The organism is Dyadobacter psychrotolerans (genome assembly GCF_004349265.1).
Lineage (GTDB): Bacteria > Bacteroidota > Bacteroidia > Cytophagales > Spirosomataceae > Dyadobacter > Dyadobacter psychrotolerans.
Window position 1 is genome coordinate 791,464 of record NZ_SMFL01000003.1, and the last position, 24,925, is coordinate 816,388.

Sequence of the window (24,925 nt, forward strand, 5' to 3'; positions counted from 1 at the left end):
TATAAAAACCTTACCGATTGCAATTTTTTTGTAGAAATTGTTTTCATACAGAATAACCCGAGTCCCGAAGCAAAAAAATAAATGGGGATTGCAGCCATTAGCTTTGCCAATTTCATTTCTTTATGCTTAATTGAAAGAAAATCACACCTTTACCACAAACGACATTGTTATGCTAAATTCTACTCTTGCCGGATTCGGCAACCGCTTCGTTGCGCAGATAATTGACAGTTTGATTGTCGGATTCCTGATGTCAGTTACTATTATCCCCATTTTTGGAATCAGCATCTTTACAGGTGGTGGTTTTTCCGGGCTGGAACCTGACGAAGCAACAGGCTTAATAGTGGCAGCAACACTTGTTCCTGTGTTTATCATTGGATTTGTAGGGCCAATCATTTACGAAATCGTGATGCTTAATTCTTCTAAGCAGGCAACATTGGGAAAGATTATCATGAAAATTAGGGTAGAAGATGAAACCGGCCAGAAGCTTACGCTTGGTGCTGTCATCGGACGGACGTTAATTAAATACCTGTCTTTCCAGTTTTGTTTTCTGCTTTGGCTATGGCCTTTGTTCAATGACAAAGAACAAGCACTTCATGACATCGTAGTTAAGGATTTTGTTGTAAGAGGTTAAGCCGGATATGAATAATTTGTTACTTACCCAGGCAACTTCCTATGTAGCATTAAAAAAAGCGCTGATCGCTCTGACCGCGATCAGCGTTGTGCTCTTTTATTATTTTTCCGATCCTGCTGATAGCGGGATCGGAATGACTTGTTGGATTAATAGCATCACCGGATGGCAGTGCTGGGGATGTGGCGGACAACGGGCATTTCACCAATTGCTGCATGGAAACTTCCGGGAAGCATTACAATTTAATGCGCTGGTTTTTCCGGTTTTGATTATTTTAAGTTATACGCTGATGGCAGAATTATTCCATCCGCGTCCATCCTATATTTTTCTTCGTAAACGAAACATACAGATCATTACTTTAATCTTGGTAATTTCCTTTACGCTACTGAGAAATCTTATTTGAATTCAACCACCCCGTAGTCCATCCTACCTTGCCTCCATCCTCCCCTAATTCCTTTTATCTTGCCACCTCAATTTTAAACTTTTTACCCTTCATTTTTTCCTCGGCAATCAAAGCAAGCATGGATTTCACTTTGCTTTTATTGACGGCTGCAAAAGAGATGGTATCCTTTACTTCAATCAATCCCAAATCCTGTTTTTCAAGTTTCCCTTTCTGCAAAAGAAAACCTACAATATCCATTTTATTGAGTTTGTTCTTTTTACCACCGCTGATGTAGATTGTCGCCCAGTTGGAAACAGCAGGCAGTTTTAACCTTGTAGGCAATTCCAGAATCTGCGGTTTGGGAGTAATATATTCGGGAAGACGCTCTTCGGTATTCATCAATACATAAGCAGTTCCTTCGGTCAGCATACGTGCTGTACGCCCGTTTCGGTGTGTGAACTCATCGCCCTTCAGAGGCAGCTCAAAATGGATCACATGCTTCATATCCGGAATATCAAGTCCGCGCGCAGCAAGGTCGGTAGCCGCCAGATACAATACCGAACCATTCCTGAAACGGATTAAAGTTCGTTCCCGGTCTTCCTGTTCCAGTTTTCCATGAAAAAAGGCACAGTCAATTCCGGCATCTTTTAGTATAGCACTGATACGTTCGACCGAATCCCGGAGATTACAAAAAATCATTGTGGATTCTGCACCCAGATAACTCAAAAGCTGGATCAGCGTATCCATTTTATCCCGTTTTTCAGATAAAATCTGTACAACCGTCAGACCGCTTTTGGTATTTTTATTGGTAATAAAATCAACTTCAACCGGCGAATGAAAACTTACAAAACCCGGTATTTTCGGACCTTCGGTAGCCGACACCAGGATTTTCTTTTTGACATTCCGCAGGTTTCTGACGATCTCAGTCATCTCTTCCTGAAAACCCAGTTCAAGTGATTTGTCAAATTCATCCAACACGAGCGTCACTATACCCCGATATGAAAAAGATTGTCTGTGCATGTGATCCAGCAGTCTTCCCGGTGTTCCGATCAGCAATGCCGGCGGCTCGGTCAGGCTTCTGATTTCTGTCTGCATATCATGTCCGCCATAACAGCAGGTCACTTTAAAACCGGTTGACATTTTCCGCCAAACCTGTTCAATCTGCAAAGCAAGCTCTCTTGTTGGAACAATCACCAGGCACTGAACCTGATCAACGTCTTTTTCTAAAAGCGAAAGTATGGGTAAAAGAAAGGCGAGCGTTTTCCCTGAACCTGTCGGCGAGAGTAAGAGTACTTCGTTGTTTTCCTGTATTGCACTGAGGGTCGCTTCCTGCATTTCGTTTAATGCTGAAATCCCAAGCCCGGAAAGCGTGGCTGTTAAATTTTCCTGATCTGACATGCCACAAAGGTACTGGTTCCCAAACCTAAATCAGCGTCGGAGCAATTATTTCATTTTACTCCCTTCAGCTCAACGTCTTCGGTGTATAACGTAAGTCCCATAAATTTCCATTCATGCATACCCACGGCATAATAATGAAGGTGACCTTTTTTAAAATTAACCTGGGAAAAAGCCGGTTTCCATTCATGGCCGATGACAACGCCGTATTTTACTGTTGTACTTTTTATTTCTTTGCCCATAGTATCGGGCAGAATATACATCAGGTCAATATGATACAGCAGACCACTTTTAATTTGAAACGTTTCCACTTTTTCATTCTTAACAACTCTCCCAAAAGGCAAATCCGGCTTCCTGTTCTTTACAGAATTACTTATAAGCGACAAACTGCCAATGACAAAAATTACGACCGCGCCGAGTCCCATATCCTGACGGATCAGTTTTAAAACACCAAAACAAATAAAGAGGAACCATATCAGTGCGGCCAGGTTCAGAACAGACCATAAAAGATAAATCATTACAGAAGGTTTAGTACAAAAAAAGAGCAGCCCGATAAGCTGCTCAAATATAGAATTATTTATCTGTCGGAACTCTGTCCCTGGCTTGTCTTTCGAGCATCCAGGCCGGATACTCTGCTTCCAAAGCACTTATTTCATTTAATTTAGCCAGATCATCCTCTGAAAGTGTTACCGAAGTAGCGGCAATATTGTCCTGCAGCTGTTCCGGTCTTTTAGCGCCGATTATCACGCTTGTGACCGCTTTCTGGTGCAGAAGCCAGGACAAGGCAATTTGTGCAACCGAAACCGAGTGAGCCACAGCAATGGGCTGTATAACATCGATGATATCGTATGCTTTATCTTTATTAATCGGAGGAAAATCAAATGAATCCCGGCGGTTGTCTCCGGAGCTTTCATTATTCCTTGTATATTTTCCCGAGAGAAAACCTCCTGCCAGCGGGCTCCACGGCATCAGCGCCAGATTTTGATCTTCCATCATCGGAGCCAATTCCCTTTCAAGGTCTCTTCCTGCAATGGTGTAATAATGCTGACAGGCCACAAAACGTGTCCAGCCATTTTTATCCGCAATTCCATTCGCCTTCATGATCTGCCAGGCAGCATGATTACTGACACCCAGGTACCGCACTTTGCCGGAACGTACGATATCTTCAAGTCCGCGCATGGTTTCTTCCAGCGAGGTTTCTTTATCAACCCCATGAATATAAAAAAGATCAATATGATCGGTGTCAAGTCTTTGCAGACTTTCATTTACAGAATCCATGATGTGCAAACGCGACAAGCCGATCTGGTTTGCACCCGCGGCCATTCGTCCTCTTGCCTTGGTAGCAATCACAACCTCACTTCTTTTTATACCAAGATCTTTGATTGCCTGTCCAAGAATCTCCTCTGATTTTCCATAGGAATAAACATTTGCGGTATCAAAGAAATTGATCCCGCTTTCCCAGGCAGTTTTCACCAAACCGGTTCCTTCTTCCTGCTGTAATTTACCAATGGCTTCCCAATAGCCGTCTCCGCCGAATGTCATCGTTCCAAAACACAGTTCGGAAACAAGGACACCGGTGCTTCCAAGAAATTTGTATTTCATTTAGCTGTAAGGTATTCGCTTTTAGCTGTAAGCTCCCTGGCCATGCTTGAAGCTTTTAGTGAAATTAATTATAAAGATCTTCCGAACGCTCAAGCATTAGAATAGATGCCTGTGGAACGATTACATATTTTTCGCCGTCGTATTCCAGGTCAATCGCGTTGCGCTGAAGATAAATGGCAACATCACCTTCCATTGATTGCAGCGGCATATATTTCACCTTTTCTTCGGTTTCTTTCCAGAGTTCATCCTCGGAAGAAGAAGGGATGGGATAACCGGGACCAACCTTAATCACATATCCGCTTTGAACCTGCTCTTTTTCAGTAATTGTAGGCGGCAGATAAAGCCCGCTGTTGGTTCGGTCCGAAGGACTTTTTGGCTTAATCAAAACCCGGTCTCCTACAATTATTAATTTTCTCAATCGGTTGTCGGCTGTTACTTCGTACATATTTCTGATACTAATGGGTAATTAATAAAGCTGTAAATACATTGATTTGACAGCTTTGCTAAGTTTCAACAAAATTTTAATCGCAAATGTTTACCCGCGACTGACAGTTTTTACTAAAACTGAAAATAGATAAACTGGTTCTCCGTCACAACCCCAAAAAAATACGTTAGAAAGGCGATGGAGCTAAAAAGAACATAAAACGCGGTTGTATTTTTTGTTGAAATAGTCTGATAAAAATGTTCTTTAACCAAAAGAAAAACAATCAGAAAAACACAGAAACACATTTCCACAGCATTGAACGGTGTATGTAATGTTTCCTGCCAGGATAGAGTGAAGATCTTTTGCAAAATAGTGAACGAACGCTCCACAGGTGCTTTATCATTCCTGAAAAATACCCAGGCAATGGTGACGAGAATAAAGGTGAAAATGATACTCAGGATTTTCAGAAATCCGTTTTGGGGTATTGCCATTCCGGATTTCTTCAGCCATTTGTCGCGCAAAGCGGCTGTTACCTGATAAGTACCATGTAATCCTCCCCAGATTACGTAGTTCCAGCTTGTACCATGCCACAATCCGCTGACAAGAAATACAATAAACTGGTTCCGATATTTGGTGTACTCACCCTTCCGGTTTCCGCCTAACGGTATGTATAAATAATCTTTAAACCAGGTTGAAAGTGAAATATGCCACCGCCCCCAGAATTCAGCAATCGATGCGGATTCGTAAGGTGAGCGAAAGTTGTCCATTAAAGTGAAACCCATCACCCGCCCTGCACCAATGGCAATATCAGAATAACCCGAAAAATCACAGTAAATCTGAAACGCAAAAAAAACGGTTGCTATCAAAAGAGAAATACCATTCTGCTCGGCCGGATTATCGTACACATGATTCACCACTTCGGCGAGTCGGTCAGCAATTACGATTTTTTTGAACATCCCGAATGCCATTTGCATCAGCCCGGCTTTTACCTGTTCAAAATCATATTTAAAATAAGAATGAAACTGGTGAAGCATGTTCTGCGGGCGCTCAATTGGTCCCGCAACAAGCTGTGGGTAAAACATGACATAAAGCGCATAAATACCAAAATGATGCTCCGGCTTCTGATTGCCCCGGTAGACCTCAATGGTGTAACTCATCGCCTGGAAGGTATGAAAAGACAACCCTATTGGCAAAAGTACCTCTCCTGCTCCATTCACCATCCATTGTGAAACACTGGCAGGCAACAAACGCGTAAGAGGCGGAACGATTGATCTCAGATCAAAGAAGTTGAGCAGATCATTTACCGATCCTCTTCCAAAATCATAATATTTAAAAAAAGCGAGTATTCCGATATTGGAAATCAGGCTTATTACAAGCAGAAGCTGCCTTCGTTTCTTATCCTCCGTTTTAGCAATCCATATCCCTGCATAATAATCTATGACAATCGTCCCGAAAAGAATCAGGATAAATGCCGGTTTGAAAACCATGTAGAAGTAGCAGCTGGTTGCTAAAAGCAGAATCCAGCGGCCACGCCACGACAGGCTGAAATAAGCCAGTGTAACGACAATAAAAAACAGTATAAAATGAATGGAATTAAATAGCATCGGATCAGATGTACTCGCGATTGATAATCTCTTCTTTTACAATGTACAAAGGACGACCTTTTGACTGAAAAAATATCCTCAGTACATATTCTCCAATGATCCCCAATGCAAGAAGCTGCACACCGCTAAAAAGAATGATCACAAAAAGCAATGCGGTAAAACCTTCAACCACCTGTACGAAAAAGAGTTTTTTTATAACAACCGTAATAAAATAGATCAATGATATCAGAATGGCCAACACCCCTGTTCTGCTCATAAACTTGATCGGGAATTCACTGAAATTAAATATGCCGTTGTAAGCAAGTCCCAATAATTGTTTTAACGAGTATTTGGACTCACCCGCAGCACGGGCGTCACGCTCATATTCAAATCCGGTCTGTTTAAATCCAACCCACGACCGCATGCCGCGCAGGTAACGGCTTTCTTCCGGCATTTTATTTAAAACATCTACAACACGTCTGCTGATCAGGGCAAAGTCTCCGCTGTCCAAAGGAATTTCTACATAAGAAACAGAACGAAGTAAACGGTAAAAGAGATAATATCCGGTTCGTTTTAACCAACCTTCTTTTCTTTTTCTTCTAACCGCATACACTACATCATTTCCTTCCTTCAAGAGCTTATAAAACTCCGGCAACAACTCAGGCGGATCCTGCAAATCTCCGTCGATGACAAACAAGGCCTCGGTTCCTTTTGCACAGGCAATTCCAGCTGTTAATGCCAGCTGATGTCCATGATTCCGGGATAGCAAAACTCCGTGATATCTTTCGTCGGTAAGAGCCAGCTGGCGGATGCGCATAGCCGTATCGTCTTTACTTCCGTCATCAATAAGCACAACTTCAATTGCCAGCGGACTGGAATCCATCAATGCATTGATACGTTCAACAAGCATCGGAAAGGTCTCAGATTCGTTATACAGAGGGGCAACGATGGATATTTGCGGAATTTTCAAAATGCTTTGTTTAAATTAAATCAACGGCGGCAAAAATACACCTTTCACAGAATTTCGGAAAATTCATTTATTCAAGGGATCGTAATATCTCTTAAAATCCTGCCCTGAGATGTATCATCGTTAAAATTGATCACACCGAGCTTATATGTTCCCGACTGAAGCGCTGCAAACGGAACTTCAACCGAAGATCCTTTATCATATTGCCTGAATATATTACGGCCTGAGTAGCGGTTTTGCGTTAATTTGAAGATATAAAGCTTCGACTCGTTGCGTACAAAAGCGTATTGTCCGGCATTTCTCGCAAAACTTACAGGCGACTCAGAACACTCAATTAAAACACCGTTCTGCTGATCAACTGTATTAACTTTAAATTCCTGATTATTTGCTGCCGTAATTTTAGCTATTGTATTAGCCAGTTTGTCTTTTTCGCTTGGAAAACTATAAATCCCTTTTTCCACCATCTCTTTCATCAGTTCATCCACATAGGCTGCGCTCAGCGAGAACGGCACATGACCTAATCCAAACCCATTGTGTTCCTGGTTATAGGCGTTTGCCAGAAGATATTTCCGACGTTCAATGATCGAAGGCAAATAGGTGTAAACCGAAATAAGCCAGATGAGGATACTAACATACGTGACGAGCTGAAAACCTCTTTTTTGCAAACCAACTCTGACACCAGATGACACAAAAGAAAGATAAGCGACGACCAAAAACAGCGCCGGATACAATTTATAGTTACTTACAATCATCACAAAAAATCCAAAACGCGGTCGCAGTAAAGCAATAACCAAGGCATTAACTAGCAGGAAAACCATGATGCCAAATAAAAATTCCTGAAAAGAATTCTTACCGGTATCAGACGGCTGTTTTGCAAAAGCAGACATCTTTAATTGCCAGTTAAATGTTTTGTTTAACCAGGATGAAAGGATTGCATACAACCAGATTCCTACCCAGATCATGACAGCTAACCCCATAATCACAGGCAATACCGATCGGATAAAAATAGCTTTCTCAGGGAAAAGATCAAACAAACCACCCAAAAAGGCAAAAAAGCCAAAAACAGACAGATGGGGATTTTTTACAAAAAAGTCAAAACTGGATTCATTTCCCTGAGCTGACATTCCAAAAAAGTAGAAACTCACGGCCAGAGCACCTGCAATACACCAGAAAGTAAGCTGGCGGTAATTTGCTCTGAGCAAGAGTATGGCAGCTCCGGCAACCCAGACAAAAATCCCGTTACTCATGGCGAATGTAGCACAGATTGCTGCAAGCACAGCCCAGCTAAACCGGTTTTTGACCAGCAGATACATCGCAAGACTAACAAAAAATATAACAGGCTGATGCTGTAAGCTGCATATTGCCCACAGAAAAACGAGGTGATATTGAAATTGAAACAGCAAGAAAGGAACCGGTAAAAAATACCAGAGATTCAGATTGCTTTTTTTGAACGCCGACCAAAACAAAGATAAGGTTCCCAATGTAAAACATGCTCCTGCTATGTGCAGAAACGTAATATTAAGATTGCCCGTAACCTTGTAGTATAGCAGCGTTACCAGCTTTCCGACCACCATCCGGTGCTCGTTGTTGGGTTGAAAAAGTAGTTTTACCTGTCCAGCAATCGTTTCGGTATAAATCCATTGACGAAGAAAATCCGGAAAAGGATCAAAATCGTCAAACCAGGGAACATTTACTGAGAAGCTTAAAATAATAAACACCCAGATCACAACGGGCAGTCCTGCCACCCCAAGCAAAAGCTTTTTATTCCTTTCCAATTGATTCTTCTTTCAAGTAAATAGCCTCTTTTCCGAAATAACCGGCCAAACACCAATTCCACGTATTTGATTGACTTTTTATTTTAATATCATCGTCGTAGAAAATAGAAAATGGTTTGGCCTTAATTGGCGGTAGATAAATTATGGCTTCTTTCGAATTTTTTATTACCGCATAGCGACTATTCATCTCCTTGTCAAAAGCTGCCGCCTTTCCTCTTAATAAATCCGTATAAATGAGCCTAACATTGGGGCTTCGGTAAAAGGAAAGTCCGGTTACAACCAGCAGTGCAACATAAACGATACCATATCTGAGCATTGAAAAACTGAATCCGGATACACTTCCTTTTTTGAAATAATGGAATATTACGCCTATTACGTAAAACCAGCCAATCAGAAAAAAGAAATAAACGCAGTTAATAACCCGGGGCGTAGGTTCAATACCAACACCGTAATACGACGGGAAAAGCTGTGCAGCAAGTACACCCACGTACAGTAAAACCGCATACCATACCGGAATGGAAAAATAATTTCTTGCGCCTGAAGAAAGCCTAGAAAGAACGACAACCCAGGCAAACGAAAATAAGATAAGCGGTGTCCTGAAAATCCAGTCAAAACTTAGAATAGCCAGCTTCTTAAAAGAAGCAACAAATGAGAACACCACATTTCCTCCCAAAGGATTGCCACCGATACGTGCCTGATTTCCGGGTGAACTAAAATAAAAATAACACGATACAGCGGTAACCGCAATTGTGGCAATCATCAAAATATCAACCTTCCGATGGAAAAGCAAGCGATAAACCCACCATGCTCCTACCAGCAAAACTATGATTAGCAGGTTTGTCTCACTACTTCCGATAACCGCGAAAAGTAGAAAGGCAGAAACAACACCTACCAAAATCTTACCTGATTGCGTATCCTGGCGATACCAGCGAAGTACAAGCACAATCCATAATAAAGTAAAAATGTTAGGAACAGTGTAGGTTACAAAAGCGGCCATCCAGTAAAAGGCTTCTGAGATACTCGCCATTTTCAGGATGTACAAATAAAAGACAACGCTTGCAAAACCAAGATGTGCAATACGCGACAAAGTTGGTGTCAGATGACGGAACAAGCTGTATAAAGCAAATATTAAGGCAATTAACAAAACGACCGGTAGTATTTTAAACCCTTTAACAGAATGAAACAAAAGAGGATTTGAGTGATTCAGAAGAATTCCAAAATACCGACCAGTCCATTCCGTGTAGTATTGATTCATCGCTGCCGGCCAGCCCTTTGAAAAAACGTTAAAAATATAACAATAGTCATCTGCGACAGATGGATGATTGTAATAGGACAGCGCTAATAATGGCAGCAAAACACTTACCATCATTAAAATATTTACCCAATTTCCTAGGATTCTGTACTTTCTATAAAATTTATTCATTGACAATTTTTTCAATAATGTAACGCGGCCGGCCTTTTACTTCTTCGTAAATCTTGCCGATGTATTCACCTATAAGGCCCAATGCCATCATATTGGAGCCGCTAAAAAATGTTAGCGGAAGCATCGTTGAAGTCCAGCCCGGAACGGTGAATCCAACCAGATAAGATGCCAAAATATAAACAACAATCGCCATCGCAATAACGAAGTTAAACACGCCGAAATAAAGCACCAGCCGCATTGGAAATGTAGAAAACGAGGTGATCCCGTTCCATGCAAACAAAAGCATTTTACTGAGAGGATATTTGGTTTCCCCGGCCTGGCGTTCCAGACGATTGTATACTACTTTATCATTTCTAAAACCGATCAGCGGAACAATGCCCCTGAGAAACAGGTTGATTTCTTTGAAATTTCCAAGTTCCTGCAAAACGCGGCGATCCATCAACCTGAAATCTGCGTGATTGAACACAACCGGAACACCCATTTTTTGCATTAAAACATAAAAACCTTCAGCTGTAGATCGTTTAAACCAGCTGTCGGAGCTCCTGTCCCCTCTAACTCCGTAAACCACCATTGCGCCTTCCCGGTGTTTTTCGATCATGCCCGTTATGGCATTGATGTCGTCCTGCAAGTCTGCATCGATGGTAATAAAACAATCAAAGTCATTGATATTATTTTCCAGGCCAGCCATAATCGCGCTTTGATGTCCAAAGTTTCTGGACAGCTTCACGCCCATTACATCTTTATCCTTTTCAGACAGCTCTTCGATAATGTCCCAGGTACGGTCCCGGCTGCCGTCGTTAACAAAGCACAATTTACTATCCGCCGCAATTAGCCCTTTTGTTTTTATTTCGTCGTAATAAACTTTTAATGCTGAATACGTTAAATGCAAAATTGCTTCCTCATTGTAACATGGTATTACTAAGAGCAGGCGTGCAGGCTTCATTTAATCGCTGTTTGGTTAACGGGACAAAAATAGTGGTTATTATTTGATTTCGAGTTTTACACCTGATCTTCGAACTCCTGATTTGCGAAAGGCAGGACTTCATCAGGATGAAGAAGAGATTTTTACGCCTGCTTTTCCTGAGATTTAAAAATATTACTGCTTAAAAACGGATACAAAAGTACCGCCATGAGAATTAGCAGCGTACCCCAGTAAAATCCCGGTGTCATTCGCTCCTTTTCCCTGAAAAAGAAAAAGGCCAGAGCAATACCATATACAGGTTCGAGATTGATGGTCAGATTGACCAGATATGCTGAAAATTGTTTCATCAGATGCGTAGCCATCGTGCTTGCATAAACTGTGCAAATCAACGCGAGAAACAATATCCAGAGCCAATCCTGTCCATTTGGCCGAACCGGCTCACTGCCTGCCCACCCTACCCATCTGAATATTCCCGTCATCAAAAAGGAAAAGAATGTAGCACCCACCATTTCATAAAAAGTAATGGTATAAGCATCAATTTTTTGTACAAAACGGCTGTTGGCAACAGTAAAAATTGCGGCGAGTAACGCAGCTGCCAATGCCAGACCAAGCCCCAGTGCGTGATTAAATTCAAATTTGAAGACAACATAAAGTCCAGCAAAAGCAAGCAAACCAAGTCCTACTTCGAGCAGTTTCACCGGACGGCTGTTTACCAGGGGCTCGATAAGACTTGTCCACAGGGAAGTAGTGGCCATACCTGCCAGGCAAACGGAAGCCGTAGAAACACGGGCCGAAGCAAAAAACAACATCCAGTGGGCAGAAAGGCAAAAGCCAACCACGAACATTCTAAGTACATCTTTCCGGTTAGCGGTGAATTTCTTTTTTTGAACTAGGATAATTATGCCCAGACCGATGGCTGCAAACAGCGTCCGGTAAAACACCAGCGTAACCGGTGATATGGTCACCATCAGTCCGACAATTGCCGTAAATCCCCAGATAAGAACGAGAAAATGAAGATGCAGGTAAGATTTAAAACCGGTAGAATTTGACATGAATTACCTTGGCAGTGTTTTGTAGAGGATCAATCCTATAAATGAGAACACAATATTAGGAAGCCAAACGGCAAACAATGTGTTAATGGTACCTGCTTCTGCCACACCTTTTGATAAAAGGAAAAACAATATGTAAATAAAGGCAAGCATGAATCCGAGGGCAATTTGCCAGCCTACACCTTTTCTGCTTTTTCGTGCAGAAACGATCACACCAATGGCGGTAAGAATAAGTATGGCAAACGGCTGGGTAAACCGGATGTATTTTTCAATCAGATAAACTTCCAGCCCGTCGGCTCCGCGGCTTTTAAGAAGATCGATATAATTGTTTAACTCGGGAAGGGTAAAAGTTTCAAAAAGGTTATAATCACTTTCAAAATCCCGGGGGGATAGGTTAATTGTGGTGTCAATTTCTGTGCCTGTTTTAATTTTTTCACCCAAACTGTCCAGTGTCCTGATCTGGTAATTCTGTAACGTCCATTTACCTTTTTTGGGTTGCCAAACTATTTTATCGGCTGAAAACTTTTGTGTGAGGGCATTGCCCTTTATTGTTTCCATGGTAAATTTATTACCCGTCTTACTGGCTGTGTTGTAGCTTTCAAGATAGGCATAAACATCCGGCGCAATGGTGATGTGGACGTTTCTGCCGCTGAAATAAAATTCATTTTTTACATACGTTTTTTCAAAGTTGTTACGCACCTTGTTGGCCAGCGGCAAAATCCAGCCAACCTGTATAAAAGTAACAACCCCCAGAATCGACGCACCTACCATGTATGGCAGCAGCATTCTTCCAAAACTGATTCCGCTGCTCAGCATGGCAATAATTTCAGTCCGGGCTGCAATGCGGGAGGTGAAGAATACCGTTGCAATAAATACCATCAAAGGGCTGATGTAATTGATCCAGTATGGAATAAGATTGAGGTAGTAGTCAATAATAATTGCCCGGAGTGGTGCTTTTTTATCCAAAAAGTCATCTACCTTTTCTGTGTAGTCGATCATGCAGATGATCAGTACGATCACAAAAGCAACGAAGACGTAGGTAATCAGGAAATTTTTGATCAGATAACGATCGAGTATTTTTAATCTCATGGCTGGTTTAGTCTCATCGGCGCTGTACTAATAAATTTTTAGAAACCTCAAGACTAATGAACAACGAATGACTGCCATTGATCCGTACAGAAGCCGACTTGTCATATTCGTTAATTTCTGTTATTTCGATCACACAACCCAGCGTAATCCCGGAGCGATCCAAATGTTGTAAAAATGAAGGAGCATGGTCGAGAACGCCCATCATCAGGACTTTTTCACCAAGACTCACATCTGTTAATATCAAGTAATCAGGTTCCGTCAGGTTGCCTTTGGCATCCGGAATCGGATCTCCGTGCGGATCAAAACGCGGATGCCCCAAAAATGCATCCAGTCTTTCAACGAGTTCGTCAGATGGAATATGCTCCATTTCCTCGGCAATATCATGCACTTCATCCCAGCCAAAACCAAGCTTTTCCACCAGGAAAACTTCCCACAGACGATGCTTCCGAATCACATTGATAGCAACTTTTTCCCCTGTTTCGGTAAGCCTTACACCCTGATATTTTTTATAGTGGATTAATCCTTTATCTGCCAGCTTACGTAACATATCCGTCACAGAAGCTGCACGCGTGCTTGTACTTTCAGCTAAAGCATTGGTACTCACTTCCTGGCCTTCACGGCCTGAAAGTGCATGGATAATTTTTAAATAATTTTCTTCTGTGAAGGAATTTTGCATAAATATTAGCTATTGGCGGTACGCTTTTAGCTGTAAACTTTAAATAAGGAAAGGAATATGGCTTTCGTGTTTGCCTGAAACAAACATTTTAAACTATCGTCCTTAAATTGAACACTCCGCAAAAGTACAATTTTCAAATCGGATTTAAAAAAATTTAGATTAACCTAAAAATATATTTAAATTATTATTTATATTTGTTTTCAGCAAACCAAACCGCTTTGTTAAGATAGTCTTAAAATGTTTGAAAATTTTAAAGTAAAAGCTTCTCAGGAAAATATTCCCGGACAACCGGAACTGTTAGCGTCGTTGTCGGAAGTGCACTCATCGATTGAAGTACCGGAAGGTGCAGGTTTCTGGAAAAAGCTGCTGGCGTTTACTGGTCCCGGTTTAATGGTAGCCGTGGGTTACATCGACCCGGGAAACTGGGCAACTGATATAGAAGGAGGTTCCCGTTTTGGTTACACATTGCTTTCGGTTATTTTAATATCCAATTTGTTTGCAATGCTTCTTCAGCATTTGTCATTGAAGTTAGGAATAGCATCCGGAAGAGATCTTGCACAGGCCTGCCGTGATAATTTTTCAAAACCAGTTTCTTTTGTTCTCTGGGTTCTTTCGGAAATCGCAATTGCGGCCACCGATCTTGCCGAAGTAATTGGTTCGGCCATTGCTTTAAACCTGCTGTTCGGGCTGCCGCTACCTGTTGGTGTGCTTTTCACGGCCTTTGATGTCCTGATTGTTTTATATTTTCAGCAAAAAGGTTTCCGGATCATCGAAAGTATTGTTGCAGGCTTGATGGGGATCATTTTGTTAAGCTTTGTATATGAAATGATTGTGTCACAACCTTCTGTTTCAGGTATGCTTGGCGGCTTACTTCCTAAAACAGAGATTATTACAAATCCCGGAATGCTGTACATCGCAATCGGAATTTTGGGCGCAACGGTGATGCCACATAACCTTTACCTGCATTCCAGTATTGTACAGACACGTGCTTTCAAAAGGGATGACGAAGGAAAAAAATCAGCAATCAAATTCGCTACGATCGATTCAACTGTTTCACTGGGTCTCGCGTTTTTTATCAACGGGTCAATACTTGTGCTTGCGGCAACGGCATTTCATAAAAACGGACATTTTGAGGTTGCCGACATTACCGACGCCTACCATCTGCTTGATCCGATTTTAGGTGTAAGTCTGGCAGGAATATTCTTTGCACTGGCATTGCTTGCTTCCGGACAAAGTTCAACGCTTACGGGTACACTCGCGGGACAGATTGTCATGGAAGGATTCTTAAATATCCGTTTACAACCCTGGCTACGCAGACTGATCACCAGGGGAATAGCAATTGTTCCTGCCTTGGTTGTTGCAACTCTTTATGGCGAAAGAGGTACGGCTGAACTATTGGTACTAAGTCAGGTCATCCTTTCTTTACAGCTTAGTTTTGCGGTAGTTCCGTTGGTTTTTTTTACATCGAGCCACAAAATCATGGGACGTTTTGCCAATTCCGGGATGCTAACTATCATCAGCTGGATTATTACGCTGGTGATCATAGCGTTAAACGTTATCCTGCTTTACCGGACACTTTTTTAAGCTTTAACAAGTGCCTGCGTATTAATTTTCAGTATTGCTGTTTCTTCTTTGCCTGGGGTTTCCTACCTTTCGCCGTTTTTTTAAAATAAATAAATGGAACCCAAGCATAAATTAGATAAGGTTTCCGCTGCCGGGATACTTATCGCCTTTGGAATTATATACGGAGATATCGGAACATCGCCTCTGTATGTAATGCAGGCAATTATCCTTCGCGAAAGAATTACAGAAGAAATTATTTACGGCTCTATCTCCTGCATATTCTGGACACTTACTTTACAGACAACTGTTAAATATGTTATTCTGATTCTACGGGCAGACAACCGTGGTGAGGGCGGGATTTTTGCTCTTTATGCATTGGTCAGAAAACATGCCAAATGGCTTACTGTTCCCGCTGTGATCGGAGGAAGTACACTGCTTGCCGATGGGATTATTACTCCGCCAATTTCTGTTTCGTCTGCTGTTGAAGGTTTACAGCTTATTTATCCTGACATACAGACGATTCCGATCGTTATCAGCATCTTAACCTTAATCTTTGTAATTCAAGCATTTGGAACAAAAGTGGTCGGACGCGCTTTCGGGCCGATTATGGTTACCTGGTTTCTGATGCTTGGCACACTTGGTCTGTTTCAGGTTTTGAAACATCCTGAAATTTTAAAAGCTTTTAATCCAAAATACGGCTTTGACCTGCTAACAAATCATCCTGGCGGGTTCTGGATGCTTGGTGCAGTGTTTCTGTGTACCACAGGAGCGGAAGCATTATACTCTGACTTAGGACATTGCGGACGGGAAAACATTCGTATCAGCTGGATTTTTGTCAAGATCTGCCTTCTCTTAAACTACTTTGGACAGGGTGCCTGGTTAATTTCTGAATTAGGAAATCTGCTGGAAGGCCGTAAACCTTTTTACGAAATTATGCCTGAATGGTGGCTTTTGCCGGGCGTAGTTATTGCAACCCTGGCGGCAATTATTGCGAGCCAGGCGGTAATTACGGGTTCATTTACCTTAATTTCAGAAGCAATACGTCTCAACTTCTGGCCAAAAGTAAGATTGGTTTACCCAAGTGATCAGAAAGGTCAGTTATATGTTCCAAGTATCAACTGGCTGCTTTGGCTGGGTTGTACTGGTGTAGTTTTGTATTTCCGCCAATCATCAAACATGGAAGCGGCTTATGGTCTGGCCATTACGCTGACCATGATCATGACAACAATCCTGTTCTCCTACTACTTGTATATGAAGCGGGTGAACCTGTATATTGTCATTGCTTTTATGCTGCTGTATCTGTTCATCGAAGGCATGTTCCTGGGAGCTAACCTGTTGAAATTCACGCATGGAGGTTGGTTTACAATTCTGATTGGCGTGTTGGTGGCCGGATTAATGACTGTCTGGTTACGTGCATTTTATATTAAACTACGGCTTACTGAATATACCAAGCTCGACAAATTTGTTCCTGCTTTACATGAACTAAGCCGTGATATCAGTATCCCGAAATACGCAACGCATTTGGTTTTCATGACGAATGCCTCGCGTGCCAGCGAAATTGAAACGAAGGTTATTTATTCAATTTTTCAAAAACGGCCCAAACGTGCGGATATTTATTGGTTCCTGCATGTGGATACCACTGATGATCCATACACAATGGAATACAAAGTAATGGCCGATGACGATGATGATGATAATGTAATCAAAATCAATTTCAGGCTCGGCTTCCGTGTCGATCAGCGTATTAACCTGTTTTTCAGGAAGGTTGTTGAAGACATGGTAATGAACAAGGAAGTGGATATTACCAGTCGCTACGAATCATTGAACCGCCAGAATATCTCCGGAGATTTCCGATTCGTTGTATTGGAGCGTTTCCTTTCTTTTGAAAACGATCTTCCGTTCTTTGAGCAGATGGTGATGAAAACTTATTTTTTTGTGAAGGACTTTACAACTCCGGAAGACAAATGGTTTGGACTGGACAGCAGCTCTGTCAAAATAGAAAAGGTACCGCTTATTATCCGGCCGGTAGAGAACATCAAGCTCCGGAGGGTTTATAGCTAAACTTCCATAAAAAATGCCCTCATTTCGATTTTTGATTTGAGGGCATTTTTTTTATTTACAAGAGTATCACTTCAAGTAAACTCCCTCCTCTTCCGGATTACTAAGCACTACCTCTACATGCTCGCTGATTGTCGTACTTAATGAATAGCCAACGTAATCGGCGTGAATTGGAAAAAGATGATGGCTGCGGTCTACGACGACGGCTACCTGTACTTTCTTCATACGAACTTTCAGGAAGGGTTCTAATGCAAAAGCGAGTGTACGACCGGTATTCAAAACGTCATCTGTAATCACTACAACCTGATTATCAACCACAGTTTCCTTATCAAATAAAATCGGGCTTTGGTAATGAATATGTTTGTCAAAACGAAGTTCAATCAGCTGCAAGTTTAATGGAGAAATGGCTTGAAGTTCGGCAGTCAACCGTTTGGCGAATTCATAACCCTGTCCGGCTATCCCTGCCAGAATGATTCCGGTTTCTTCGAAATTCTGTTCGTAAATCTCAAAAGCGATACGACGGATCTTCTGGTTTGTCTCATGCGAAGTCAAAATCTGACGTCGTGGCGTGGTGCTGCTATCGGTCATGAATTATTTTAGTATGTACTGATCAAGGGGTAAAATTAACAATACCCGTGATTCTATTTCAATGCGTCTTCCACAAATTTCCTGATCCAATCCGCAACCAGCAATTCATGAGTAGGTAATTCCAGACTTGCAATGCCGGATTTCACTTTACTTTCCCCTATTCTATCCACACGAAGCTGCATCAAAGCTTTGTCATAATTTTTCGGAAATTCCGGATGAGCTTGTAAACCAAGCATATTTTTGCCAATGGTGAACATGGCGTGCGGACAATCAGCTGTTCGGGCCAAAAGTTTAGCACCAACAGGTAATTGCACAACCTGATCCTGACACATCATCAGTAAATTAAAGTCGTTTTGTGCGGGAACCATCCAGCTTTCTTCCTGAAGAAGTTTGAAACTGTGAACGCCAACACACCAGCCGACCGGTGCTTTTTCCACCTTTCCTCCCAGCACTTCCCCCAGCATCTGATGTCCAAAACAGACACCCACGAAAATTTTATTCGACTGGTATATCAGTTTTACAAAATCTTTGAGCCTGAAAATCCAGTCTTCCCCATCATAAACAGAATTTTTGGAACCTGTACAAATGTAAACATCGCATTCATCAGGAGATTCAGGAAAAAAACCGTTAAAGACATCGTAAAAGTTAAATTGCCAATCGGGAGCAACCTGCGCAAACAAAGCCGGAAACATTTGCCGGTAATCGCCCGCAATAGGTAGCAATTCCTCACGAACATGATCACATTCCAGTAATCCAATTTTCATATCTTTTTAAAACAGCAGGCCTATTTATTAATCTTCAAATGGAAAGACTTGGGTCTGGTTAGCGCTTCATAACCAATTGTCGACAAAGTACAGCCACGACCAGAATTTTTAACTCCTGTCCAGGCGAGAGCAGGATCCAGATAATCGCAGCGGTTCATAAACCAGGTTCCGGTCTCAACCTGTTCGCCTATCGCAAGGGCAGCGTCCAGGTCCGTCGTCCAGATAGAAGCAGTTAAACCATACTGACTATCATTCATTAGCCGGATCGCTTCCTCATCACTTTTAACCGACATGATCCCAACAACCGGCCCAAATGTTTCTTCCGTCATCACATCCATTGAATGATCAACATTCACCAAAACCTGAGGAGCCAGATAAGGAGAACCCGGTATATTGGCAGAAAAAAGGTCTGGATCGATCAATGCCTTTGCACCCTGTGCTACGGCTTCGTCAATTTGTTTTTGTGCAAAAGTCGCCGCAGAAGATTTAACCATAGGACCTAATGTAGTATCAGCATGCAGCGGATCGCCAAGCGTGTAGGTTTTTGTCAGTTCCACAAAACCATGTATGAATTTTTCATATACCTCTTCGTGAACATAAATGCGCTCAATTCCGCAGCACGACTGCCCGGAATTAAAAAACGAACCGTCGACAAGATTTTCAACGGCATCGGCTATGTCCGCATCTGCGCGTACATAGGCAGGATCTTTTCCGCCCAGTTCAAGCCCGCCTATAATAAAACGTTTGTTGATAGCATCCTGAACAGCATGACCTCCTTCAACCGAGCCGGTAAAAGCCACGTAATCAATTCTTTCATCACCAATCACGTCTGCCACCTGCTGATGACTTAAATGTAAATACTGAAAAACCCCGTCTGGCAAACCTGCGTATTCAAAAGCAGCAGCATAACGTTCGGCACAAAGCGGTGTTTGCTGTGCATGTTTTAAAATAACAGCATTGCCAGCCATGATGGCCGGAATCACAGAATTGACAGAAGTTAAGTAAGGATAATTCCAGGGCGCTACCACAAACACAACGCCCAGCGGATCACGCCGGATGAAACGCCTGAATCCGGGAATCTCTTCAACCTCAACATCAGCCAATGCTTTTCCTGCAACCGAAATCATGTAGTTAGCACGTTCCTTAAATCCTTTCCTGATCTCATTCGCAGTATAACGGATAGGCCGCCCCATTTGCCAGGTAAGTTCCTGACCAATTTCATCGGCATTGTTTAAGAAATACGCAACTGCTTTCCGGCAAACTGTTTCCCGCTCAGCCAGCGAAGTTTTTCGCCAATCCTTGTGGGCAGAAACCGCTTTCGTCAAGGTGACTTCTACCAGTGCATTATCCGCCAGCTCCCGTTCGACATAAACCGAGCCATCTACCGGGCTTATTGTTTTTTGAGTAGACATAAAATTGATGAAAAAAGGGAGGAAGGAGCTATGGAGTACGGATGATCAATCCTTTCTCCCTCGTCCGTTTTTCCCTTTTTCCTTTTAAAGTGGTGTTACATAAGCAGAGGTAATTCCTCCGTCAACCAGAAAATCTGTACCCGTTACAAACGATGATTCATCGGATGCCAGGAAGAGTGCTGCATAGGCCATCTCTTTGGCTTCTCCAAAACGGCCCATCGGAATGTGAACAAGTCGTCTTTGTTTTTTTTCTTCGGTATTTAAAAATTTCATCAGCAGTTCTGTACGTAAAGGTCCCGGACACAGTGCATTTACACGGATATTTTCGCGGGCATGAATGATGGCAAGTTCTCTTGTCAGTGCCAAAACAGCACCCTTACTTGCCGTGTAAGCAATCTGCGGTGTGGCTGCACCAAGAATTGCAACGAATGATGCCGTATTGATAATTGATCCACCGCCTGCGCGCTGCAAAGCCGGAATCCCATATTTACAACCCAGAAAAACACCTTTTGCGTTGATATTCATCGTGAGGTCCCAGATGGATTCCTCGGTTGTCATGGCGTTGTCATCATCACTATGCATAATACCTGCATTGTTGAAAATGATATTCAGCTTACCGAATTTATCTTCAGCAAAAATAACCGCCGCTTCACAGTCTGCGGCCTTGGATACATCAGAATGCAGAAAATAAGCTTCACCGCCGTTGGCGTTAACTTCGTCGGCAGTTTCCTGTCCAGCCGCATCATTTACATCCGTAACGACAATTTTCGCACCTTCTTTTGCGAACAACAATGCCGTTTCACGGCCGATACCGCCGCTCCCGCCGGTAATTAGGGCTACTTTATTTTCTAAACGCATTTTATGTGGTGTTATGGTTTCAGATTTACTTAATCAAAAAAATCGAATGAGAAATTTTCTTCATATTGAATTTCAAATTTTCTTAGAAATTCCTGATATTCTGATCGAAATGTTCGTTTACTATGATGTTCTTCCTGACCTATTACATATTTGATAACGAGATTAATATGGGAGTGAGAATCGGAAAACACTCCATACCCCTCTTGCCAGGAGAACTTCTGATTTGTCCATTTCTTACTGTTTATAAACTCGTTACTTTCAACTTTTATTTCCTTTACGAAATCTGATATACTAATAACAGGTTTGAAACCAACAAAGAGGTGCGTGTGGTCGGGCATACAATGAACAGCCAACATCTTCGCTTTCCGATTTTGTACTAATCCAGTCACATATTTATGCAGCTCTTCTTTGTGTTCCTTTGGAATAAGACTCTGCCTGTTTTTCACTGCAAATACAAATTGTAAATAAATTTGAGAAAAAGTGTTTGCCATTTCTATTTTTGATTAGTGTGTGTTATTGCTTTTTACTACAGGAAGCTACTACGTAGCTCTGAAAATTTCAAATACATTCTTTCTATAAACAGGAGGCCATTACGTGGCCAAATTTTACTTAAAATCATAACCACTTTTTGATACTATTCCTTGTGTTAACTCATATCTGCTCAAAATATCTTCTCCGCTCCCAATCCGTCACTGACTTGTCATAGGCCTGCTGCTCGCTTTTGAAAAAATGACTGTAATGCTCCACTACTTCAATCCCAAATGTACTTTTCGCAAATTCACTATTTTCAAATAATGCTGTCGCTTCATGTAAGGTATACGGTACTCTCGGCAAGTGGGCTGCCGCATAAATGTCTCCGATAAAACATTCCGGTGGTTCAATCTTATTTTTAATCCCGTCCAGACCCGATGCAAGAGAAGCGGCAAATGCCAGATATGGATTACAATCTGCACCCGGGATCCTGCATTCAATCCTCAAACTCGCTCCTCTTCCTACCACTCGAAAGCCGGCTGTACGATTGTCATAACTCCATGCAAGCCTGGTGGGAGCCCATGAACCGTCTACAAATCGCTTATAGGAATTGATCGTTGGCGCATAAAAAGGCATCACATCAGACACATGTTTTATCCATCCTCCCAAAAACCACCTAAAAATATCCGAACCCTTCACCGGCCCGAATTCCTGATCTCCCACAAAAGCATTTTTCCCATCCTTCCACAAACTCATGTGAATATGACTACTCGAACCGGCTTGATCCGTTACAAACTTTGCCATAAAAGTTACCGACAAACCCATTACATCCGCAACTTCTTTCAGGCACTGCTTATAAACAACATGATTGTCTGCCATGGTCAAAACTTCAGAATACTTGACATTTACTTCATGCTGACCCAAACCAAATTCTCCTTTCGAAGTTTCAACCGGCACTCCGGAATCTTTTAAATGACGGCGCACTGCAGATGTGTATTTCTCATTTCTCGTTCCCTGAAGAATATTGTAATCTTCCAGGTAATAACCGGCGGGTTTCAGGTTATGGTAATTTTGCTCAAAGGCTTGTCTGTAAGTATTTTCCAGAAGATAATATTCCAGCTCCGATGCTGCAAAACAGTTAAGATTCTGCTCAGCAAGTAAATCCAGCTGTTTTTTTAGAATAGATCGCGGTGCGATTGATTCGGTTTGATGCGTTTTTTCATTATGCAAATCACAGAGCACCATCGCTGTTTTATCAAGCCAGGAAGCCTTGCGAAGCGTGGAGATGTCCGGAACCATGTGAAAATCGCCGTAACCCAGTTCCCAGTTGGCATAATTATAACCGGGCACAGGCTCCATTGTCATATCGGTTGTCAGCAAATAGTTGCAGCCATGGGTCCCCGAATCCAGAACGGTTTCCAGAAAAAACTCAGCATCCACCCGTTTTCCCATGAGCCGGCCGTAATGATCTGTAAAAGCAACAACTACTGTTTCCAGCATGCCATCTTTGACAAGCTGCTTAAATCCTTCCAGTGTAAGCATATACTTCTGTTATCAAGACAGCCGCCTTGTTTAGTGTGGACAATCACATTATCTTAATTTCTCTATTTTCGCATTCATCGGAAATTTCAACAATACTTTTTTGCCTGATGCCTTTTCCAGCATGGGCGTTAAAATCTTTGTTGCATTTTCTTCGGTTTGTTTTAAAATACCCATATCCAAAGCCGACTTTTGAATCTGCTTTTCGGCTTGTTTATAGGCATCCTGCACGAGTTTGGCTTCTTCGGTAAAGGCATATTCGGTATTGTAAACCCTGGATTTTTCGTGATCAATTTTAAAAACACACAATTCCGGTTCAGGCATGTGTACAACCAGCGTTTCCTGTTCGGATGTAATGTCTGCGATCCTGATTTTGGTTAAATCCACGCAACCTATGGCTTCTCCCTGAACGATTAAAATGGCTTTTGCATTGGGAAGCCACATTTTTACGATCTCCTGTTCCACCACATCCTTGAAATTGTACTTAACAAGTTCAAGTTTCCCCATCGCCGTGATTTCCTGCAGAACCACTGTATGCAGGGTCTCAGTTTTATCTTCACCACTCAGGAAATCGGGCAGCCAGTCGCCGTTCCGGAAGTTATTCCACAAGGTTTTCATTCCCACCAGTAAAAGCACCAATACGATTAAACGTACTGCCCACGACAACAATCGCATAGAAATTATTTTAAATTAACAACAGTACTGCTTACTCAGATAAACGCTCTATTTCTTCCTGCTGCTGCCTTGCCATACGCTGCGCAATGATGCTTGCAGAAATTAATTGCAAAGCATGATAAAGCATAATTGGCAAAAGCATCACGCCCGCATGCGCACCTGAAAATAAAACCTTTGACATGACCGCTCCCTGTATCAACGATTTTTTTGATCCGCAGAATACAGCTGTCACTTCATCTTCTTTACTAAAACCCAGTGACCGGCAAAAAAAAGTCAGCAGAAAATAAACGGCAAAAAACAAAGCCAGCATTCCCATACCTAAAAATATGATATCCTTTGCCTCGAACTCACTGAAAAGGTGCTCGCCAAATGATTCACAAAACGATGTATAAACGATCAGCAGAATCGAAAACTGGTCGAAATAACGAATGTATTTTTTATATTTTTCAGCGATTGAGCCCCAGCTTTTGTTCATCAAAATCCCAAGCGTCACCGGCAATAGTACTTGTAAAGAAAGCTTTCCGACTACTGACATCAAATCATAATTCCCCGAACCCGTATCCAGCACCAATCCCATCCACAGGGGAGTAATAAACACACCAATTAAACTGGAAATACTGGCATTGAAAATAGCGGCAGGAATGTTGCCACCGGCAATCGAAACCATCACAACCGAAGAAGAAACGGTAGAAGGCAAAGCTGTTAAAAAGAAAATAGCCAGCCACATCATTTGATGATCTTCCCCTTTGAAGAGCGGACGCAACGCCAACGCCAGCAACGGGAAAAGTACAAAAGTGGAAAGGTGAACCATTGTATGTAGTTTCCAATTGACCAGACCCGCCCGTAGTTTGTCTGGACTCAGACGTAATCCGTAAAAGAAAAAAATAAGTGAAACGGCATAGGAGGATATTTGAGCAAGCGGGACCGGACTCCCTTTCATACCCGGATAAGGCCAGAGATATGCCAGTCCGATCATGCTGATCAGGGCCAGCATAAAACCATCCAAACCTGCTTTTTTTGCTGTGTCTAAAATCGTGCTCATGAAATTATCTTAGGCTTTAAGCCATCAAAATATCTTTGTT

Annotated in this window: 24 protein-coding genes; 4 read left to right on the plus strand and 20 right to left on the minus strand. The window is 42.1% G+C overall.

Annotated elements, in window-relative coordinates; translation table 11 throughout:
* The first annotated feature begins 169 nt into the window (after positions 1 to 169).
* A complete protein-coding gene (locus E0F88_RS11135; protein ID WP_131958301.1) occupies positions 170 to 631 on the plus strand; it encodes an RDD family protein in 462 nt (153 codons plus the stop codon).
* A 7-nt stretch (positions 632 to 638) separates the two neighbouring features.
* Positions 639 to 1,031: a DUF2752 domain-containing protein gene (locus E0F88_RS11140; RefSeq protein WP_220466266.1), complete on the plus strand. Its 393-nt coding sequence runs from the start codon at positions 639 to 641 to the stop codon at positions 1,029 to 1,031.
* 54 nt (positions 1,032 to 1,085) lie between these two features.
* On the opposite strand, the gene E0F88_RS11145 is transcribed toward E0F88_RS11140, so the two are convergent.
* The 12 genes from E0F88_RS11145 to E0F88_RS11200 all read right to left on the minus strand — a co-directional run bounded on the left by E0F88_RS11145 (position 1,086) and on the right by E0F88_RS11200 (position 13,915).
* Positions 1,086 to 2,408 carry a DEAD/DEAH box helicase gene (locus E0F88_RS11145; RefSeq protein WP_131958302.1) on the minus strand — a complete coding sequence of 441 codons (1,323 nt, stop codon included), beginning with the start codon at positions 2,406 to 2,408 and terminating at the stop codon, positions 1,086 to 1,088.
* Positions 2,409 to 2,458: 50 nt separating this feature from the next.
* The gene (locus tag E0F88_RS11150; protein WP_131958303.1) at positions 2,459 to 2,923 is read right to left on the minus strand and encodes a hypothetical protein; all 465 of its coding nucleotides are present in this window, start codon (positions 2,921 to 2,923) and stop codon (positions 2,459 to 2,461) included.
* 55 nt (positions 2,924 to 2,978) lie between these two features.
* Positions 2,979 to 4,007: an aldo/keto reductase gene (locus E0F88_RS11155; RefSeq protein WP_131958304.1), complete on the minus strand. Its 1,029-nt coding sequence runs from the start codon at positions 4,005 to 4,007 to the stop codon at positions 2,979 to 2,981.
* 64 nt (positions 4,008 to 4,071) lie between these two features.
* Positions 4,072 to 4,452 carry a co-chaperone GroES gene (locus tag E0F88_RS11160; RefSeq protein WP_131958305.1) on the minus strand — a complete coding sequence of 127 codons (381 nt, stop codon included), beginning with the start codon at positions 4,450 to 4,452 and terminating at the stop codon, positions 4,072 to 4,074.
* 113 nt (positions 4,453 to 4,565) lie between these two features.
* On the minus strand, positions 4,566 to 6,035 hold the full coding sequence (locus tag E0F88_RS11165) for an MBOAT family O-acyltransferase (protein WP_131958306.1): 1,470 nt from the start codon (positions 6,033 to 6,035) through the stop codon (positions 4,566 to 4,568).
* Positions 6,036 to 6,039: 4 nt separating this feature from the next.
* The gene (locus E0F88_RS11170) at positions 6,040 to 6,984 is read right to left on the minus strand and encodes a glycosyltransferase family 2 protein (protein WP_131958307.1); all 945 of its coding nucleotides are present in this window, start codon (positions 6,982 to 6,984) and stop codon (positions 6,040 to 6,042) included.
* Between the two features lie 71 nt (positions 6,985 to 7,055).
* Positions 7,056 to 8,756: a glycosyltransferase family protein gene (locus E0F88_RS11175; protein WP_131958308.1), complete on the minus strand. Its 1,701-nt coding sequence runs from the start codon at positions 8,754 to 8,756 to the stop codon at positions 7,056 to 7,058.
* On the minus strand, positions 8,743 to 10,179 hold the full coding sequence (locus E0F88_RS11180; protein WP_131958309.1) for a DUF6056 family protein: 1,437 nt from the start codon (positions 10,177 to 10,179) through the stop codon (positions 8,743 to 8,745). Before E0F88_RS11180 ends, E0F88_RS11175 begins: the two co-directional genes overlap by 14 nt.
* A complete protein-coding gene (locus E0F88_RS11185) occupies positions 10,172 to 11,122 on the minus strand; it encodes a glycosyltransferase family 2 protein (protein WP_131958310.1) in 951 nt (316 codons plus the stop codon). The genes E0F88_RS11180 and E0F88_RS11185 overlap by 8 nt, the downstream gene beginning before the upstream one ends.
* A 122-nt stretch (positions 11,123 to 11,244) precedes the next feature.
* Positions 11,245 to 12,153 carry a DMT family transporter gene (locus tag E0F88_RS11190; protein WP_131958311.1) on the minus strand — a complete coding sequence of 303 codons (909 nt, stop codon included), beginning with the start codon at positions 12,151 to 12,153 and terminating at the stop codon, positions 11,245 to 11,247.
* 3 nt (positions 12,154 to 12,156) lie between these two features.
* Entirely contained in the window at positions 12,157 to 13,239 is a 1,083-nt protein-coding gene (locus tag E0F88_RS11195) for an LptF/LptG family permease (RefSeq protein ID WP_131958312.1), read from the minus strand.
* 13 nt (positions 13,240 to 13,252) lie between these two features.
* A complete protein-coding gene (locus E0F88_RS11200) occupies positions 13,253 to 13,915 on the minus strand; it encodes a metal-dependent transcriptional regulator (protein ID WP_131958313.1) in 663 nt (220 codons plus the stop codon).
* Between the two features lie 237 nt (positions 13,916 to 14,152).
* On the opposite strand from E0F88_RS11200, the gene E0F88_RS11205 reads away from it, so the two are divergent.
* Both E0F88_RS11205 and E0F88_RS11210 read left to right on the plus strand, forming a co-directional pair.
* Positions 14,153 to 15,499, plus strand: a complete 1,347-nt coding sequence (locus tag E0F88_RS11205; RefSeq protein ID WP_131958314.1) for an Nramp family divalent metal transporter — start codon at positions 14,153 to 14,155, stop codon at positions 15,497 to 15,499.
* A 93-nt stretch (positions 15,500 to 15,592) separates the two neighbouring features.
* Positions 15,593 to 17,539: a KUP/HAK/KT family potassium transporter gene (locus E0F88_RS11210; protein WP_131958315.1), complete on the plus strand. Its 1,947-nt coding sequence runs from the start codon at positions 15,593 to 15,595 to the stop codon at positions 17,537 to 17,539.
* A 66-nt stretch (positions 17,540 to 17,605) separates the two neighbouring features.
* On the opposite strand, the gene E0F88_RS11215 is transcribed toward E0F88_RS11210, so the two are convergent.
* The 8 genes from E0F88_RS11215 to E0F88_RS11250 form a co-directional block, all read right to left on the minus strand.
* Positions 17,606 to 18,124 carry a phosphoribosyltransferase family protein gene (locus E0F88_RS11215; RefSeq protein ID WP_131958316.1) on the minus strand — a complete coding sequence of 173 codons (519 nt, stop codon included), beginning with the start codon at positions 18,122 to 18,124 and terminating at the stop codon, positions 17,606 to 17,608.
* Positions 18,125 to 18,177: 53 nt separating this feature from the next.
* On the minus strand, positions 18,178 to 18,888 hold the full coding sequence (locus E0F88_RS11220) for a glutamine amidotransferase-related protein (RefSeq protein WP_131958317.1): 711 nt from the start codon (positions 18,886 to 18,888) through the stop codon (positions 18,178 to 18,180).
* A 20-nt stretch (positions 18,889 to 18,908) separates the two neighbouring features.
* Positions 18,909 to 20,300: an aldehyde dehydrogenase family protein gene (locus E0F88_RS11225; protein ID WP_131958318.1), complete on the minus strand. Its 1,392-nt coding sequence runs from the start codon at positions 20,298 to 20,300 to the stop codon at positions 18,909 to 18,911.
* 84 nt (positions 20,301 to 20,384) lie between these two features.
* On the minus strand, positions 20,385 to 21,158 hold the full coding sequence (locus tag E0F88_RS11230) for a glucose 1-dehydrogenase (RefSeq protein ID WP_131958319.1): 774 nt from the start codon (positions 21,156 to 21,158) through the stop codon (positions 20,385 to 20,387).
* A 29-nt stretch (positions 21,159 to 21,187) separates the two neighbouring features.
* A complete protein-coding gene (gene tnpA, locus E0F88_RS11235) occupies positions 21,188 to 21,649 on the minus strand; it encodes an IS200/IS605 family transposase (RefSeq protein WP_131958320.1) in 462 nt (153 codons plus the stop codon).
* A 160-nt stretch (positions 21,650 to 21,809) separates the two neighbouring features.
* Positions 21,810 to 23,171 carry a glutamine synthetase family protein gene (locus E0F88_RS11240; RefSeq protein ID WP_131958321.1) on the minus strand — a complete coding sequence of 454 codons (1,362 nt, stop codon included), beginning with the start codon at positions 23,169 to 23,171 and terminating at the stop codon, positions 21,810 to 21,812.
* A gap of 48 nt (positions 23,172 to 23,219) precedes the next feature.
* On the minus strand, positions 23,220 to 23,843 hold the full coding sequence (locus E0F88_RS11245) for a DUF4230 domain-containing protein (RefSeq protein ID WP_131958322.1): 624 nt from the start codon (positions 23,841 to 23,843) through the stop codon (positions 23,220 to 23,222).
* Positions 23,844 to 23,874: 31 nt separating this feature from the next.
* Positions 23,875 to 24,885 carry a bile acid:sodium symporter family protein gene (locus E0F88_RS11250; RefSeq protein ID WP_131958323.1) on the minus strand — a complete coding sequence of 337 codons (1,011 nt, stop codon included), beginning with the start codon at positions 24,883 to 24,885 and terminating at the stop codon, positions 23,875 to 23,877.
* Positions 24,886 to 24,925 lie beyond the last annotated feature (40 nt).